Origin of the sequence: Clostridium sp. AM43-3BH, from assembly GCF_003479985.1 — a bacterium.
Lineage (GTDB): Bacteria > Bacillota > Clostridia > Lachnospirales > Lachnospiraceae > Otoolea > Otoolea fessa.
Genome location: NZ_QUIH01000001.1, coordinates 688,320 through 705,809, shown reverse-complemented (window position 1 = coordinate 705,809; position 17,490 = coordinate 688,320). Strand labels below are relative to the sequence as shown.

Annotated in this window: 12 protein-coding genes and 1 other RNA gene; 12 read left to right on the top strand and 1 reads right to left on the bottom strand. The window is 49.8% G+C overall.

The genetic code is table 11. The features are described 5' to 3' along the window. Positions 1 to 43: 43 nt before the first annotated feature. Positions 44 to 384: a transfer-messenger RNA gene (gene ssrA, locus DW931_RS03040) on the bottom strand. Between the two features lie 469 nt (positions 385 to 853). Between ssrA and thrS the strand changes: the two genes are divergently transcribed. The 12 genes from thrS (at position 854) to DW931_RS02975 (ending at position 17,376) form a co-directional block, all read left to right on the top strand. After that, positions 854 to 2,791 (top strand): threonine--tRNA ligase, encoded by a 1,938-nt coding sequence (thrS, locus tag DW931_RS03035; protein WP_118468734.1) that lies wholly within the window; start codon positions 854 to 856, stop codon positions 2,789 to 2,791. A gap of 355 nt (positions 2,792 to 3,146) precedes the next feature. Further along, positions 3,147 to 3,461 (top strand): DUF1540 domain-containing protein, encoded by a 315-nt coding sequence (locus DW931_RS03030; RefSeq protein ID WP_107000017.1) that lies wholly within the window; start codon positions 3,147 to 3,149, stop codon positions 3,459 to 3,461. Between the two features lie 491 nt (positions 3,462 to 3,952). Further along, on the top strand, positions 3,953 to 4,447 hold the full coding sequence (gene infC / locus DW931_RS03025; RefSeq protein WP_107000016.1) for a translation initiation factor IF-3: 495 nt from the start codon (positions 3,953 to 3,955) through the stop codon (positions 4,445 to 4,447). A 37-nt stretch (positions 4,448 to 4,484) separates the two neighbouring features. Beyond that, positions 4,485 to 4,682 (top strand): 50S ribosomal protein L35, encoded by a 198-nt coding sequence (gene rpmI / locus DW931_RS03020; RefSeq protein WP_022358435.1) that lies wholly within the window; start codon positions 4,485 to 4,487, stop codon positions 4,680 to 4,682. 31 nt (positions 4,683 to 4,713) lie between these two features. Then, positions 4,714 to 5,070: a 50S ribosomal protein L20 gene (rplT, locus tag DW931_RS03015; protein WP_022358436.1), complete on the top strand. Its 357-nt coding sequence runs from the start codon at positions 4,714 to 4,716 to the stop codon at positions 5,068 to 5,070. A gap of 399 nt (positions 5,071 to 5,469) precedes the next feature. Further along, positions 5,470 to 6,963 carry an oxaloacetate decarboxylase subunit alpha gene (locus tag DW931_RS03010; RefSeq protein ID WP_118468732.1) on the top strand — a complete coding sequence of 498 codons (1,494 nt, stop codon included), beginning with the start codon at positions 5,470 to 5,472 and terminating at the stop codon, positions 6,961 to 6,963. A gap of 501 nt (positions 6,964 to 7,464) precedes the next feature. After that, positions 7,465 to 9,999 (top strand): SH3 domain-containing protein, encoded by a 2,535-nt coding sequence (locus DW931_RS03000; protein ID WP_118468728.1) that lies wholly within the window; start codon positions 7,465 to 7,467, stop codon positions 9,997 to 9,999. A gap of 124 nt (positions 10,000 to 10,123) precedes the next feature. Continuing rightward, positions 10,124 to 12,508, top strand: a complete 2,385-nt coding sequence (locus tag DW931_RS02995) for a cadherin-like beta sandwich domain-containing protein (RefSeq protein ID WP_118468727.1) — start codon at positions 10,124 to 10,126, stop codon at positions 12,506 to 12,508. 359 nt (positions 12,509 to 12,867) lie between these two features. After that, on the top strand, positions 12,868 to 13,242 hold the full coding sequence (locus tag DW931_RS02990) for a GntR family transcriptional regulator (RefSeq protein ID WP_022359631.1): 375 nt from the start codon (positions 12,868 to 12,870) through the stop codon (positions 13,240 to 13,242). Positions 13,243 to 13,315: 73 nt separating this feature from the next. After that, the gene (locus tag DW931_RS02985; protein WP_107000012.1) at positions 13,316 to 13,882 is read left to right on the top strand and encodes a UvrB/UvrC motif-containing protein; all 567 of its coding nucleotides are present in this window, start codon (positions 13,316 to 13,318) and stop codon (positions 13,880 to 13,882) included. Continuing rightward, complete coding sequence (locus DW931_RS02980) at positions 13,866 to 14,900, top strand: ATP--guanido phosphotransferase (protein ID WP_117795639.1); 1,035 nt, start codon at positions 13,866 to 13,868, stop codon at positions 14,898 to 14,900. Before DW931_RS02985 ends, DW931_RS02980 begins: the two co-directional genes overlap by 17 nt. Before the next feature lie 28 nt (positions 14,901 to 14,928). Next, positions 14,929 to 17,376: an ATP-dependent Clp protease ATP-binding subunit gene (locus DW931_RS02975; RefSeq protein ID WP_118468725.1), complete on the top strand. Its 2,448-nt coding sequence runs from the start codon at positions 14,929 to 14,931 to the stop codon at positions 17,374 to 17,376. Positions 17,377 to 17,490 lie beyond the last annotated feature (114 nt).

Here is a 17,490-nt window from a genome sequence, read left to right as displayed (position 1 = left end):
AACTGCCGCATCAGCAAATGATTTGCTGGGCGGCAGTTCTTTTTAGTGGACCAGACGGGAGTTGAACCCGTGTCCAAAAACCAATTCCCTGTTCTTCTACTATCATAGTCCGTTCTTTGACATTCCCTCTATCCTGCGGAAACGAACATCCTCAGAACTTCAGTAGTTCCTGATACGCCTGACAGTCCGGAACCCGCCTGTCATCGTTTCTCACATATTCGATGCCAGATTCTTAAAGTGTGAGTGCTCTAAGGCTGACAACTGCCAAATTAGGCAGCGTATGCTAATTTGTTGTTAGCGTTTAATTTTAAGTTTGCCATTTAACGCATCGCATGCGGATAGCTTCACCAGCTTCATGATCCCTGTCGAAACCGGTACTGGCCCTTATATTTAGATCCTTATTATCATACCATGAAAGAGGCGGTCTGTCAATGCAGTGAAAACTCAAGAGAAAAATATCTTGACAAAATAGAAACAGCTGATATAATCGAGACTGTAATGATGAACCAGAAACGGGTTTATCTATATAAAGAAAGTGTTGAGAAGACCAGTAGGATTGTGGAACTGGACAGAGAACGGCGTCGCAGGAAAAGCCTGAAATAACAGAGGCAGGTGGCTGTGGGTGGAAGCGCCGGACAGGAAAACAAATCTGAATACCAGCTTTGAATGTCCCTTAATCGGGAACGGTGATTCCGTTATCATCAGAATGAAGTGGAGTCGATCCGAACGATCGATTCAATAAGGGTGGAACCGCGATTTATCGTCCCTTAGTCAGAAACATCTGGCTAAGGGACTTTTTTGGTTCTTCTGGTCAGGAAGCTTTTATTATTTCAGAACGAAAAGGAGAAAAAAGATGAAGATCACATTAAAAGATGGCTCTGTCAAAGAATATGCGAGCCCGATGTCCATCATCGACATTGCAAAAGACATCAGCGAAGGCCTGGCGAGAGTGGCATGTCTGGGTGAGGTTGACGGTGAGGAAGAAGATCTTCGTACCGTGATCGACCATGACTGTCAGTTAAATATCCTGACTGCAAAGGATGAGAAAGGTCTGGCAGCTCTGCGCCATACCGCCAGCCATGTAATGGCACAGGCTGTAAAACGCCTTTACCCGGAGACAAAACTTGCGATTGGACCGTCCATCGCAGACGGTTTCTACTATGATGTCGATCCGGCTACCCCTCTGACTGCAGAGGATCTGCCAAAGATCGAGGCAGAGATGAAGAAAATCATCAAAGAAGCACTTCCACTGGAGCGCTTTACTCTGCCGAGAAATGAAGCGATCGAGTTCATGAAGGAGAAAGAGGAGCCGTACAAGGTAGAATTAATCGAGGATCTGCCGGAGGATGCAGAGATTAGCTTCTACCGTCAGGGTGATTTTACTGACTTATGTGCAGGACCTCACATGATGAACACCAAGGGTGTTGGTAAGGCATTTAAGCTGATGAATCTGGCAGGCGCATACTGGAGAGGCAGCGAGAAGAACAAAATGCTGACCCGTATCTATGCGACCGCATTTGCAACCAAAGAGGATCTGGAAGCATACATCACAATGATGGAAGAGGCAAAGAAACGTGACCATCGTAAACTGGGCAAAGAACTTGGCCTGTTCATGATGCACGATGCAGGTCCGGGTTTCCCGTTCTTCCTGCCGAAGGGCATGGTACTGAAAAATACCCTGCTTGATTACTGGAGAGAAATCCATAAAAAAGCTGGTTATGTAGAGATTTCCACTCCGATCATCCTGAATCGCAAGCTCTGGGAGACTTCCGGACACTGGGATCATTACAAAAACAACATGTATACAACTGTGATCGATGAAGAGGATTACGCAATTAAACCAATGAACTGTCCGGGCGGCGTTTTAGTATACGCTTCTGAGCCACGTTCCTACCGTGATCTGCCGTTGCGTATGGGTGAGCTTGGTATCGTTCATCGTCATGAGAAATCTGGTCAGCTTCATGGTCTGATGCGTGTACGCTGTTTCACACAGGATGATGCACATATCTTCATGACACCGGAGCAGATCAAGGACGAGATCAAGGGCGTTGTACACCTGATCAACCAGGTATATTCCCTGTTTGGGTTCAAATATCACGTAGAGCTGTCCACCCGTCCGGAAGACAGCATGGGAAGTGATGAAGATTGGGAGATGGCAACCGAAGGCTTGCGTTCCGCTCTGGAAGAGCTGGGACTGCCGTATGTGGTAAACGAGGGCGATGGCGCATTCTATGGACCGAAGATCGACTTCCATCTGGAAGATTCTATCGGAAGAACCTGGCAGTGTGGTACCATCCAGCTTGACTTCCAGCTTCCACAGCGATTTGAATTAGAGTACACCGGAGCAGACGGCGAGAAACATCGTCCGATCATGATTCACCGTGTTGTATTTGGTTCCATCGAGCGTTTCATCGGTATCCTGATCGAGCACTTCGCAGGTGCATTCCCAACCTGGCTGGCACCGGTACAGGTAAAGATTCTTCCAATCTCTGACAAATACGCAGATTACAGCAAGGAAGTTCTGGACAAGCTGACCGAGGCTGGCATCCGTGCAGAGATGGATACACGTTCCGAGAAGATCGGCTACAAGATCCGCGAGGCACAGACCCAGAAGATCCCGTACATGCTGGTTGTTGGACAGAAAGAGGAAGAAGAGAAGACCGTTTCCGTCCGCAGTCGTTTTGCGGGTGACGAGGGCGCAAGCAGTGTAGAGAGCTTCATCGAGTCCATCCAGAAGGAGATCGAAGAGAAAAACCTGCGTGAGACTGTGAAAGCAGACGAAGCTAAATAATTTTGAAAAATTAAAAAATCCGGCAGACGCATCTGTGAGATAAAATCATGGATGCGTTTGTTTTAGTTTACACGAATAAATCCAAAAAAGAAGCAGATACTACTCCTGAATCTAAAAACCAGTAACTGTTCACAGGCAGGAATTTTCTGAACTGAAAATTCCGTACGATACAGTTCTGGTTGCCGATTTTGCCGATTTGGAATGCGAAGTATCGGTAAAATCCCGTTACTGGTCATACATGTGTGAACAGCAACGAAAACCATGACACATTGAAAAGTGTATCGCTGAAAAGTTTGACGGCTGGATGCCGGAGGAGACTTTCGGTGATGCATGTCAGAAAACAGGAGGAAAAATCATGACAAAACTGGATTGTAGTGTAACCGGATGTATGCACAATGCGGAAAACTGCTGCTGTAAAAATACCATTCTGGTAGAAGGAAAGACGGCGCAGGATAAATGCGATACCTGCTGCGGCAGCTTCGACGAGAAGAAAGGCGGCACATTCCGCAACCTTTTTAAAACACCGGAGAGCCGTCTCGAAGTAGAGTGCGAGGCAACGAACTGTGTTTATAATACAGACCGCCGGTGCAGCGCGGAACACATCGGAATCACCGGAGGCAATGCGACGGTTTCTATGCAGACGGAATGTTCGAGTTTCCAGAAACGGTGACTGGTGCGGTTTTCTTTTTTAATAGAAGAAAGCCTGCATAAGTATTCGAAATAAAAAATGCCGCCGGATATGGAAAATTCTGTCAGAAACGAAGCAAAACTGGGCAGAGGTAATGATATCCGGCGGTAGTTTTTAGTATGTCCGTAAATGTATTTGCGTACGTTGCCGTCATTTGCGCAACACGTGAACCATATTTAAAAATCATTTGTAAATCTTCTCAAAAATCTCGAAAAAACCGGTTGACATTCCAAAGAAACCATAGTATACTAACAAAAGTTGTGAGGAAACAACTTTACGAAGACAGGAAAGCAGGTTATCTACCTCACCTCAGCACGAGCAAGTGACTGTGGGTTCATAAATTTGAGAAATTTCCTATATTGGATTTCCTATTATGAGTAAGTGGATGGTCTGTACTGTTCACTTATTTTTTTTGACACTGAATCAACCAAAATCATCACATATCATGGGGGTGCACGACTATTAGCGAGTTAATGATTAACGAACAGATTAGAGACAGAGAGGTTCGTTTGATTGGCGAAAATGGAGAGCAGCTTGGAATCATGTCCGCAAAGGATGCTTACAAGTTAGCGAAAGAAGCGGAACTGGATTTAGTAAAGATTGCTCCGACTGCGAAGCCGCCGGTCTGCAAGATTATCGATTACGGTAAATACAGATACGAGCTTGCAAGAAAAGAAAAAGAAGCTAAGAAGAAACAGAAGGTAATCGAGATCAAGGAAGTTCGTCTTTCCCCGAATATCGATGAAAATGACCTGAATACCAAGATGAACAATGCGAGAAAATTCCTGGAAAAAGGCAATAAAGTAAAGGTTACACTTCGTTTCAGAGGTCGTGAGATGGCACATATGTCAAAGACAAAGTATATCCTTGACGATTTTGCAGAGAAGCTTGCCGATATCGCAGCCGTTGATAAACCGGCAAAAGTAGAAGGAAGAAGTATTGTACTGTTCCTTTCTGCGAAACGCTAGATATAAGGACATAACTATTATTAAGGAGGACTACACCATGCCTAAAATGAAAACAAGCAGAGCAGCTGCTAAACGTTTTAAAACAACCGGAACCGGAAAGTTAGTAAGAAATAAAGCTTACAAATCCCACATCTTAACTAAGAAATCTACAAAGAGAAAAAGAAATCTTAGAAAAGACATCGTTACTGATGCTACAAACAGCAAGGTAATGAAGAAGATTTTACCGTACTTATAAGATTCGAGGATTAAGAAGGAGGAAATAACCGATGGCAAGAGTAAAAGGCGGATTAAACGCTAAAAAGAAACACAATAGAGTATTAAAGCTGGCAAAGGGTTACAGAGGCGCACGTTCCAAACAGTACCGTGTAGCTAAGCAGTCCGTAATGAGAGCTCTTACAAGCTCCTACGCTGGTCGTAAAGAGAGAAAGAGACAGTTCAGACAGCTGTGGATCGCTCGTATCAACGCAGCAGCACGTATCAATGGTCTGTCCTACAGCAAGTTCATGTACGGCTTAAAGCAGGCTGGTGTTGAGATGAACCGCAAGATCCTTTCTGACATGGCTATCAACGATGCAGAAGGTTTCGCAAAACTGGCAGAGCTGGCTAAGTCCAAACTTGCGTAAGCAAAGAGCAGTGCGAAAAAAAGAGGCCACACACAGAAGCGTTGTGTTTACACAAAAGCAGCTGTGTGTGGCTTCTTTTTTTCATAGGGCGAATGCCCGACAGCGAGGAAAAACGAAGTTTTTTCGAGCTGCCGCACTGCGGACTAGAAAGACGTGACCAAGAAATTTTTTTTCTCCAGCCGCCCCCACGCGGCGCAGAGGAAAGCTCCCTGACATCAGCAAAAATCACAACCCACATTTCCACGATATAGAATTTACTTATGAAATTATATTAAAAAAACTATCCAGAAATCGGAAAACTTGTGGTATAATAGATAAAAATATGGCTGTGAATTATTTAATCAGCCAGGTCGCAGATAGTTGACTCATAATAAAAGTGTATTGGGAGGTATCTTTAGAATGGCAAATGAAAAGAAAAAGCCGGTTAAGATCGTGGAAACTGTCCTTCGTGACGCGCACCAGTCTCTGATTGCAACCAGAATGACAACGGAGCAGATGCTTCCGATCATCGGAAAGATGGATGAGGTTGGATACCATGCAGTAGAATGCTGGGGCGGAGCGACATTCGATGCCAGCCTTCGTTTCCTGAAGGAGGATCCGTGGGAGCGCCTTAGAAAGCTGAGAGATGGTTTTAAGAAGACAAAACTTCAGATGCTGTTCCGTGGACAGAATATTCTGGGTTATAACCACTATGCAGATGATGTGGTAGAATATTTCGTACAGAAATCAGTTGCCAATGGTATTGATATTATCCGTATTTTTGATTGTTTAAATGATATCCGCAACCTGGAGACAGCGGTAAAGGCAGCCAACAAAGAAAAAGCACACGCACAGATAGCGCTGAGCTATACACTGGGTGATGCATATACACTGGATTATTGGAAAGACATTGCAAAGAGAATCGAGGATATGGGCGCTGATTCCCTGTGTATCAAGGATATGGCAGGTCTTCTGACTCCGTATAATGCAGAGATCCTTGTAAAAGCACTGAAAGAGGCAGTTGATCTTCCGATTGATATCCATACGCATTACACCTCCGGCGTTGCAGCCATGACTTACTTAAAGGCAGTGGAAGCGGGCGCTGACATGATCGATACCGCGATGTCCCCATTCTCGATGGGAACGAGCCAGCCGGCGACCGAGGTTATGGTTGAGACCTTCAAAGGTACTCCGTATGATACCGGACTGGATCAGGAAAAACTGGCGGAGATCGCAGATTACTTCCGCCCGATGCGTGAGGAAGCGTTAAAGAGTGGTCTGATGAATACCAAGGTTCTGGGCGTTGACATCAATACCCTGCGTTATCAGGTTCCGGGCGGTATGCTTTCCAACCTGGTTTCCCAGCTGAAAGAAGCGCGCGCAGAGGATAAATACTACGATGTTCTGAAAGAGATCCCGAGAGTCCGCAAAGACTTCGGTGAGCCGCCGTTAGTTACTCCGTCTTCCCAGATCGTTGGTACGCAGGCTGTATTAAATGTCCTGATGGGCGAGCGCTACAAGATGTTCACAAAGGAATCCAAGAAACTTCTGATGGGCGAGTTCGGACAGACTGTAAAGCCGTTCGACAAAGAAGTTCAGAAGAAAGCAATCGGCGATGCAAAACCGATCACCTGTCGTCCGGCAGATCTGATCGAGCCGCAGCTTGAGAAGATTGAGGCGGAGATGAAGCAGTGGAAGCAGCAGGATGAGGATGTCCTGACTTATGCACTGTTCCCACAGGTAGCAAAAGAGTTCTTCGAGTCCCGTCCGGCAAAGAAACCGCCGGTTGAGAAACGCGAAATCCTGAAAGCGGCTGCACCGGAAGTAAAGAAAGCACCGGTGTCCACTGAGGAGATGGATGGAAACGGAATCAATACCTGGGCTGGAAGAAAAAGCGAGTCTTACCAGATCTAAGCTAAAAAGAATTTAAGGATTTTGAGCCAAAAGGAGTGCCAGAATCGGTAGAGTGTACCGGGTTGGCACTCCCTTTTTTATTTCATAGGAAATTATGTCCTATGAAACAAAAAAACGCTCCGCGAGGATGCGCACTCGCGCGAAGCAGAAACATGTCGCAAGCGACCGCGCTCGGCGCGAGAATGTGCCAAGGCACATTCTTTTTCATGCGGTCATGCATTCAAAAATCATGTATCCGGAAAACATTTCGAAGCCAACCTATACTGCTTCTAAAAATTAAGAAAATCTTACAATTTCACGCAAAGACCCCAAATTTTGCGAAGTTTTTTCGGTAAGGTTGACACATATGGTCTTTTTTCATTATAATAGATACGATTGTAAAAACGTGAAAAAGATGGAAAACAGTCGAGCGGCTGTCTGGAAATGCGGCGGCAGACAGAATAAGAATTCCGCTGCGGGGGATGAATTGCAGAAACCGCAGCAGAATGAGGAGATAGACGGATGAAAAAATGGAAGTTATTGGGGAAACGGGCGGCGGCGTTTCTGCTGGGCGCTGTGATGGCGGTCAACCCAGGGCTGGCAGGTACTGCAGCAGAGTCTTTGCTGGGGATCGTCAGCTATGCGGAAGAGAGAACCGCGTCGGTCAATGCGACAAACCTGAATGTCCGGAGTGGACCGGGCACTTCGTATCAGGCACTAGCGAAGCTGTCCAAGGGCGCACCGGTTACAGTACTTGGTGAGCAGACGGGAACGGATGGCGTCGTATGGTATCAGATACGATATAGCGGAAGCAGCGGTGAGCAGACGGGGTATGTTTCGAGCAAATACATAAAGTTTCCGACGGCGATCAAATCGGATTCGGATTTTGAAATCTATCTGACAAAGCAGGGATTTCCGGAGAGCTATAAACAGGGGCTCCGGGAATTGCATGCACAATATCCGAATTGGACGTTCACGGCGTTCCAGACGAATCTGGATTGGAACACAGCGTTGAAAAATGAAAGCGTGATCGGGCGGAACCTGGTTGCGAGCAGCAGCATTTCGTCCTGGAAATCGACCGAGACAGGTGCGTATGACTGGGGAACCGGAACCTGGCCGGGTTTTGACGGAAGCTCCTGGGTACAGGCGTCTTCGGATATTATCGCCTATTATATGGATCCGCGGAATTTCTTAAATGATAAATATATTTACCAGTTCATGAAACAGTCGTATGACAGTTCGCTTCACACGAAGACGGGGCTGCAGAACATGGTGAGCGGAACCTTCCTTTCCGGCACGGTGTCGGGCGGCTCGTCGGTATCGGCCGGTACGGGAAGTAGTTCAGGAAGCTCTTCTTCCGGTTCAGCGACGGGACCGGGAAGTTCGTCAGGTTCGAGCGGAAGCAGCGCCGGTCTGTCGTCTCCGATCGCTTCGATCAGCGATCATAAGACGGAGCGGGTGGCAGCGACCAATGGACCGGGCATGGCGGGAGATGGATTTTCTTCCAACAATGCAGACGGGGAGACGGCGCCGGTCAGCAGCGGCACATCGAATAAGTCATCGGGGACAACCAGTAGCACGGCTGGAACCACCAGTGGCAGTACAAGCGCACCGGAAAGCAGCACAACTGGAACAACTTCTGGTTCAACCAGCAGCGGAAGAACAAGTGCACCGGGAAGTGGCACTTCCAGCAGTTCGGGAACTTCCACGGGAGTGGCGCAGCAGTCTGAAATCGGTACTTCCTATGTAGATATCATCATGAATGCGGCATCCGAATCGGGAGTCAATCCATATATTCTGGCGTCGATGATTCTGCAGGAACAGGGCAGCCAGGGAACCGGACGCAGTATTTCCGGAACGGTGTCCGGCTATCAGGGATATTATAACTTCTTTAATATAGAGGCATATCAGTCCGGCTCGATGAGTGCGGTAGAACGCGGACTCTGGTGGGCATCCCAGTCGGGAACCTATCTGCGCCCGTGGAACAGCATCGAGAAATCGATCCGTGGCGGTTCGGTTTATTACGGCGAGAATTATGTAAAAAAAGGACAGGATACGCTGTACTTAAAGAAATTTAATGTGCAGGGCAGCAACCTTTATAAACACCAGTACATGACGAACGTGCAGGCGGCAGCTGCCGAAGGACTGACGCTTTCGAAGATCACGGCATTGGCAAATACAACACTTGAGTTCTCGATTCCGGTGTATAAAAACATGCCGGCGGGCGCCTGCGTCAAACCGACGCTGGACGGCAGCCCGAACAACAAGCTGTCGGCGCTGGGTGTCGATGGATTTGCACTGACACCGACCTTTAACCGAGATACAGAGTCCTACGATCTGATCGTGGATCCATCGGTGGCAAGTGTGACGGTAGCAGCGAGCGCGATTGATTCCAAGGCAACGATTGCCGGAACGGGAACGGTCGATTTGCAGAGCGGTGTCAATGAGATCACCGTGACGGTCAAAGCGGCAAATGGAAATCTGCGAAATTACGTCCTTCACGTAGTGCGCCAGTCGGGCGGTCCGACCTACTCAAGCTCGATTGGAAGCGGCGTTTCCTCTGGAAGCAGCTCTAGCGGTCCGGCGACGGGACCGGGCATGTCTTCAGGAAGCAGTTCAGGAAATTCTTCCTCCGGCGGTTCGGATGTGCAGATTGTCGGTCCGACCTCTTCGGGAAGCAGTTCAGGAAGCTCTCCTTCCGGGCAGTTCGCACCGGGATCGAATGTGAATGGATTTGGGAGCGGCAGTTCCGGAACCCTGATTGCGCCAAATGGGGAGTCTGTCGGGAGCGCCGGCAGTCCGCAGGGGAGTCAGTCGCCGACCAGCGCGACGGCACCATCCCAGTCCACATCGGGAACGCATGCGGCATCGTCGGTGCGCGGGGATGTCAACGGCGACGGTAAGCTGAACATCATGGATATCCTGCTGGCACAGCGGTCGATACTGGGACTTGGAAAGTTAAGAGCGGAAGAAATCGCGCGCGCCGACCTCAATGGAAATGGAAAAGTAGATATTTTGGATGTTCTTTTGATGCAGAAGAAGATTTTGGGACTGTAGGGATATTTCACGTACCTGCGGCTGGTCTTGAGAGATGGCAGCGGGTACGTGAAAATTTGTAAAGAAAGGGAACGGTGCAGATATGGGACCGTTACCAATAAAGAATATAGGACAGGGCAGTTGAATGAAAAGGTTTAAAAATATCATATTAGGTATACTTGCGGCAGGTATGCTGACGGTGGCGGCGCCGGTTGGCGGGATCAGCGCCTATGCATCCAGCGCAAAAATTTCATTTTCCGATCCGAGTGCGACGGTGGGGCAGGAGTTCAGCGTCAATGTGAAGATCTCCTCTCAGGATGGAAATCTAGGGGCATCCGACGTGGTACTTTCCTATGATCCGTCGGTCATTGAGTTTGTGAGCGGAAATAACGCAAGCGGCGGTGCAGGTTCCGTCCGCCTGGTTGGAACGATGGATTCCAATTCGACGAAGGCATTTTCCTATACGCTGAAATTCAAGGCAGTGCAGGCGGGAAATACTTCGATCTCTGTGGGAAGTTATGAAGTCTATGACTCAGATGCACAGGCAGTCACAGTTTCTAAAACGGGGACGGCGAGCGTCAAAGTAAAAGCACCGGCAACCTCCTCGGCGGAAGCGGCGCTTTCGTCCTTGAAGATTTCTCCAGGAACACTTTCTCCTGCATTTTCGCCAAATGTGACTTCCTATACAGCGCAGGTAGGAGCCAGCGTCGATAAGCTGGCGGTCAGCGCGAGTGCGAAGGACAGCAAGGCGAAAGTCCTTGTCAGCGGTGATTCCAGCTTAAAGGTAGGTGCTAATACCGTTGTCTGCAAGGTGACGGCGGAGGATGGACAGACAACTAAGAGCTACACGATCACAGTCAATAAGCTGGATACGGTCGATGTGCCGTCAGAGGCGGAGACAGGGGCTGAAACAGAGGCAGTTGGGACAACGCCGGTTGTGACAAACGGGCTGGATGTGGAAATAGACGGCGTTTCCTATACGGTGGCGACGGAATTTGATGCCTCCCTGCTTCCGGAAGGATATACGCAGTCTACCTGTACTTATGGCGGTTCAGAGGTCCAGTGTGGAAATGGCAATGACCTGACGCTTCTGTATTTGCAGGGTGCCGATGGAAATGGTGCGTTTTATATTTATATACCGGAATCCGGTGTGTTATCGCCGTATGTGACGATCGATGTGACAGCAAAGTCGATTCTGGTGCTTCCACCGGATGAGTCGGTTCAGATTCCGGATGGATTTATGGAGACGACCATTCAGTTAAACGGCACGTATAAAGTGCAGGGCTGGGTGTGGAAGAGCGATGAACAGCAGAAGTATTGTGTCGTATATGGTATGAATGAGAGCGGCGAGAAGTCGCTGTACCGGTATGATATTGCAGAAAAGACCTTCCAGCGGTATTTTGAAGACCCGTCTCTGGCAACTAAATACGATGATGCACAAGTGGAAGAGATTGTAGATAAGTACAACGCACTTTGCAGGGATTATAATATCCGCTTTGTCATGCTTGCGGTTCTGGGCGTAGCGTGTGTAATCTTGTTCTTTATCGTGATCAATCTTCTGCTCAAGCGGAAAGAGTGGAGAGAGGAAGCGCAGGCAGCCGGAGGCAGACAGAGGTCCAAGCGCCGTCCGTCATCGCCGAATGCACGACCGGCGGCAGACGCACGGGTGAAACGAGGCACTGGGCGCGACAAGAGAGAAGATGGGGAAATGACGCCGGCAAGACCGGCAGCGCGGAGTGAGAAGGAGCGCATGGCAGCGGATGACAGACGCCGCCCGTCCGCAGAGCGGATGGAGGAAGGGCGTCGGAGTGCGCGCCGAACCCAAGAGACGCTGGAGACAAGACCGGTCCGCCGGGAGCGGGAAGAGGAGCGCGAGACGCCGCCGGTCCGCCGGACAAGGGATGAGGGGCACGCGTCCCAGCCGGTTCGCCGGGAGCGGAGTATGGAGGCAGCAGCATCGGCAGACCGCGCAAAACGGATGCCGGAGGAAAGACGCCGCCGGGAAGCAGGAAGCGAAAATCGTTCCGAACGCGTCCGTAGAGAAATGCCAGAAGAAAGCAGTCCGGCTTGTGTCCGCAGAGAGGCATCAGAAGAAGAACGTCTGCAGCGCACCCGCAGAGATGCGGCAGAGGAAAGCCGTACTGAGCGTCCTCGCAGAACTTCGGCAGACGGAAGCCGTGCAGAGCGGGAACGCCAGGCAGTGGCAGAAAGCCGACGCACAGAACGGGAACGTGCCGTTTCAGCAAAAGAAAGCCGCCTGCAGCGCGATTACACGCCTGCATCGGCGCATCGTGCGGCGAAAGAGTCTGCAGCATCGGGAGACCGCCGGAATGCGCGCCCGGCGATTCATGTGCGTCCGGCATCCCGCTCGGAGCTTTACTACACGCTGGAACGGGAGGAATACGGTGATCGCCCAACGAGATATGAGTCGGAATCAGAGCGATCCAGACGCGCCCGCGAGGCAAAAGCCCGGTTAGAGCGGGATCGGCGTGATGAGGATGGATTTGAGTATATCGACGATCCGCAGTAAATAAAAGAGGAAAAGATGGATATCTGTCCAGGAGATTTCTGGCGGGTATCTGTCTTTTCTTTTATATCGCTTTTTTTGTAACAAGTTCACGTTACTGTTCACGCATACGTGCCCAGTAACGGAATTTGCCGTGGCTTCGCATTTAAATACGGCAAATTCCTGCTGCTACCACGTTTTCTTACGGCACTTTCAGTTCCAAAAGTGCCTATCCGTGATCAGTAACAAGTTCACACAATTAACACAGTTTTACAGTTGACGAAAACACCTGTTTGTTATACAATCTATATAACAAATGATAAAACAGGCGGCTGACTGTATTTAGAAACGGGGTCTGCCGTCAGAATGAAAGATGGTGGAGTATGATTGTAGAGATTGATTTTAACAGTGAGGAAGCGCTTTATATTCAGCTCATAAACCAGATCATCATCGGGATTGCGACCGACCAGATCCGGGAGGGCGATACGCTGCCATCCGTGCGCCAGTTAGCGGATAACATCGGAATTAACATGCACACGGTCAACAAGGCATATTCTGTACTGAAACAGGAAGGCTTTCTGCGTGTGGACCGCCGCCGCGGGGCAGTGATTGCACTTGACACGGATAAGATGCGGACGATCTCGGAGATGCGCCGGGATCTCAGTGTGATTCTGGCAAGAGGTGTCTGTAAAAATGTGAGCCGCGAGGAGGTTCACAATCTGGTGGATTCCATTTATGACGCATTTACAGCGGAATAGCAGGTTCCGGCTGCGGGCGATGGTTTTTGTGTATTGGAACCGTTGCGGGATGTGTATGTTGGGAGGATAAATTATGCTGTGTGAGAAATGTGGGATTCGCGAAGCGAATATTAAATATACAGAAGTGTTTAACGGCGTCAAGACAGAGCATAATCTCTGCGCCCAGTGCGCGAAAGAGATGGATCTGGGACCGTACTCGGCACTGATTGAGGGAGAATTTCCGCTTGGAAAACTGCTTTCGAGCCTTTTGGGACTGACGGATGCATCTGCCAGCCAGGCACCGAAAGAGGATGTGGTATGCCCGACCTGCGGCACGACGTATGAAGAATTTATCAAGAACAGCCGTTTCGGATGCGCGGACTGTTATCATGTGTTTGATCCGTTGCTTGGAGAGAAAATTAAGAAATTGCAGGAAAATTCGAGCCATACCGGCAAACATCCGAAGATCCAGCCGCGCAGTCAGGCGGCTGCAGAGGTGACGAAGAAAGGAGAACTGGAATTCAGCCCGGAAGAGCAGATTAAGCAGCTGAAACGCAGGCTGGAAGCGGCGTTGCAGGAAGAAGACTATGAGACGGCTGCTGCCTGCCGGGATAAGATACACAGTCTGGAAGGAGAGATGAGACATGACGAAATGGTTTGAGGAAGTGGCGAATGATGCGTCCAATATCGTTTCCAGCCGGGTGCGTCTGTCTCGGAACTGGGAGGAATATAAATTTCCGAGCCGTCTGGAGCCGGATGAGGCGCGGACGATGATTGCCCGTTTAAAACAGAATTTCCGCGATCTGGGTGACCGGGACGGTCAGTTTTATGAATATGAAGATCTGGAATTGATGGAGAAGCTTGACCGCACCGCATTGCGGGAACGGCGGCTTTTAAACCGCACGCTGGCGGAGAAGACGACGCCGGGTGGGATCCTCTGTTCGGAGGATGAGCGGGTCAGCATGGTATTAAATGCGGACGATCATATCCGTTTACAGGTGCTGGCATCGGGACTCGATCTGCAAGAATGTTATGCAAAAGCGGATGAGCTGGATGATTATATCAACGAGAAGATTCCGTATGCATTTAATGAGAAATATGGGTATCTGACGTCCTATCCGACGAATGTCGGAACAGCAATGAAGGCGTCCGTGGTCGTGCATCTGCCGTCTCTGACAATGAATAAGAAATTTCAGGAACTTCTGGGCGATATGGGACGTTTCGGCACGACCGTGCGCGGCGTTTATGGCAGAGGCAATGAAAACTATGGCGATCTGTACGAGGTAGTCAATCAGAAGACACTCGGAATCACCGAACAAGAGATTCTGGAGCTGGTAGCCAACGTGGCGGGGCAGCTCTCGGCGCAGGAAAATCAGTTCCGCGAGGTTTCTCTGTCGAGGCACCGCCTGGAGCGGGAGGACGAGGCGTACAAGTCCTACGGCGTTCTGAAATATGCGCGCCGGATGACGCTCAAGGAAGCGATGACATTTCTATCTCATGTCTGGGCGGGCATCGCGGACGGGCTGTTAAAACCGGCAGAATTTGTGAGCATTTACCGCCTGATGATCGGCATCCAGCCGGCAAACTTACAGAAACGTTCGAGCAAGCCGCTGGGACGTGAGGAATTGGAGGCAGAGCGGGCGCGGTATCTGCGTGAGGAACTGCCGAAGCTGGTGTAAAGTAAAAAGAAACAGGAGGAACAGTAAAATGATCGATCGTTTTACTCAGAAAGCCAGAGAAGCGATCCGTCTGGCAGTCGAGACAGCGCAGGAGCTGGAACACGGCTATGTGGGGACGGAGCATCTGCTTTTAGGACTGATAAAAGAGGGAACTGGCGTGGCGGCAGCGGTTCTGGCAGAACATGATGTGACAGAAGAGCGTGTCATGGAACTGATGGAGCGTCTGATAAGCCCGGCAGTGGCGACTCAGGTAGAGGGACAGATTGAATATACGCCGGGGGCGCGCGCCGTGCTGCAGGCGAGTTATGATGAGGCGGTTTTTTTCAAAGCGCCTCTGATTGGAACGGAGCACATCCTGATTGCCATCATCAAGGATGGAAAATCAACTGCGTGCCGTTTACTCAATACAATGAATGTTAATATTCAGAAATTATATGTGGATCTGATGGGGGCTATGGGCGATGATGCGCCGTCCGAGGCGGCGGAAGATGCGGCAGCAGGACGGGTGCGCCCGGAGAAAGGCAATACACCGAATCTGGACAATTTCAGCCGGGATCTGACTCAGATGGCGCGGGACGGAAAGCTCGATCCAGTCATCGGCAGGGAACGGGAAATGAAACGTGTTATTCAGATTTTAAGCCGCCGGACGAAGAATAATCCGTGCCTGATCGGGGAACCAGGCGTCGGAAAAACGGCGGTTGTGGAAGGTCTGGCGCAGTTCATTGTTTCCGGCAATGTACCGGAGACGATCGCGAAAAAGCGGGTTGTCAGCCTCGATTTGTCCGGCATGGTCGCAGGATCCAAGTACCGCGGTGAGTTCGAAGAGCGGATTAAGAAGGTACTTGCCGAGGTGCGGGAGAGTGGAAATGTGCTCTTGTTTATTGACGAGATTCACACGATCATCGGCGCAGGCGGCGCGGAGGGCGCGATCGATGCCTCCAATATCCTGAAACCGTCGCTGGCGAGAGGCGAGATTCAGCTCATTGGTGCGACGACGCTGGAAGAATACCGCAAATACATCGAAAAAGATGCGGCCTTGGAACGCCGGTTTCAGCCGGTTATGGTGGATGAGCCGACGGAGGCGGAATCCATCGAGATTTTGAAGGGGCTTCGCAGCCGCTATGAGGAACATCACAAGGTGACGATCCAGGATGAGGCACTGGTGGCAGCGGTGCGCCTGTCTGCCCGATATATCAATGACCGTTTCCTGCCGGACAAAGCGATCGATCTGATCGATGAAGCATCCTCGAAGCTGCGTCTGACTGTATATACGGAGCCGGAGGAGATCAAAAAGCTCGAAGCGGAGATCAAAAAACTCGAAGGCCAGAAGGAAGAGGCGATCAAGGCTGAAGCCTATGAGAAAGCCGGTGAGATCAAGAAGAAGCAGCAGAAAAAGCAGGAAAAGATTGAAAAGATTCGTGAAAAATGGGAAAAAGAGAAAAATTCACGCAAGTTAGTGGTCGGTGAAAATGAGATTGCGGACATTGTTTCTGACTGGACGAAGATCCCGGTTCGCAAGCTGGCAGAAGAAGAGTCAGAGCGGCTGTTGAAACTGGAGTCCATTCTGCATGAGCGCGTGGTCGGACAGGAGGAAGCTGTATCCGCCGTGGCGCGTGCGATCCGCCGTGGTCGTGTGGGACTCAAGGATCCGAAGCGGCCAATCGGTTCGTTTCTGTTCCTGGGGCCGACGGGTGTCGGAAAAACAGAGCTTTCCAAGGCACTCTCGGAGGCGATGTTTGGCACGGAAAATGCGATGATCCGCGTTGATATGTCGGAGTACATGGAGAAACACAGCGTTTCCAAGATGATCGGTTCGCCGCCAGGATATGTTGGCTACGAGGAGGGCGGACAGCTCAGCGAGAAGGTGCGTCGCAATCCATATTCGGTTATTCTCTTTGATGAGATTGAAAAAGCGCATCCGGATGTATTTAACATTCTGCTGCAGATCCTCGATGACGGGCACATTACGGACGCACAGGGACGGAAGGTGGATTTCAAGAACACGATTCTGATTATGACCTCCAATGCGGGCGCTGAAAATATTATTTCCCCGAAGCGGCTTGGATTCTCGTCGGAGAGCGGTGAGAAAGCGGATTATGCGTTTATGAAAGAACGCGTGATGGAGGAAGTGCGCCGGATGTTTAAGCCAGAGTTTTTAAACCGAATCGATGAGATTTTAGTATTCCATCCTCTGACGAAGGAGAATATCAAGACGATCGCGGGCATTCTGCTGCGCGGCATCAAGAAAAGGACGGAGGATCAGCTTGGAATGACGCTCACGATCACAGATGATGCGATCGATTTTCTGGCAGACAAGGGATATGATTCCAAATATGGTGCAAGACCGTTGCGCCGGACGATCCAGACGCAGATCGAGGATCAGCTTTCTGAGAAGATCCTGGAAGGCACGATCCGGAAAAAAACAGAGGTTCGGATTGAAAAAGATGGCGATCAGCTGAAATTTGAGACGGTCTAAAGGGCTGGAAGCGAAAAGACTGGTAAACCCGGTCGAAGTGTGTTAAAATGATACTACTGAGTAACTGTGTAAGTGCGGAGCAGTTGCGATATTGATTAAAAGGATACTAGGAGG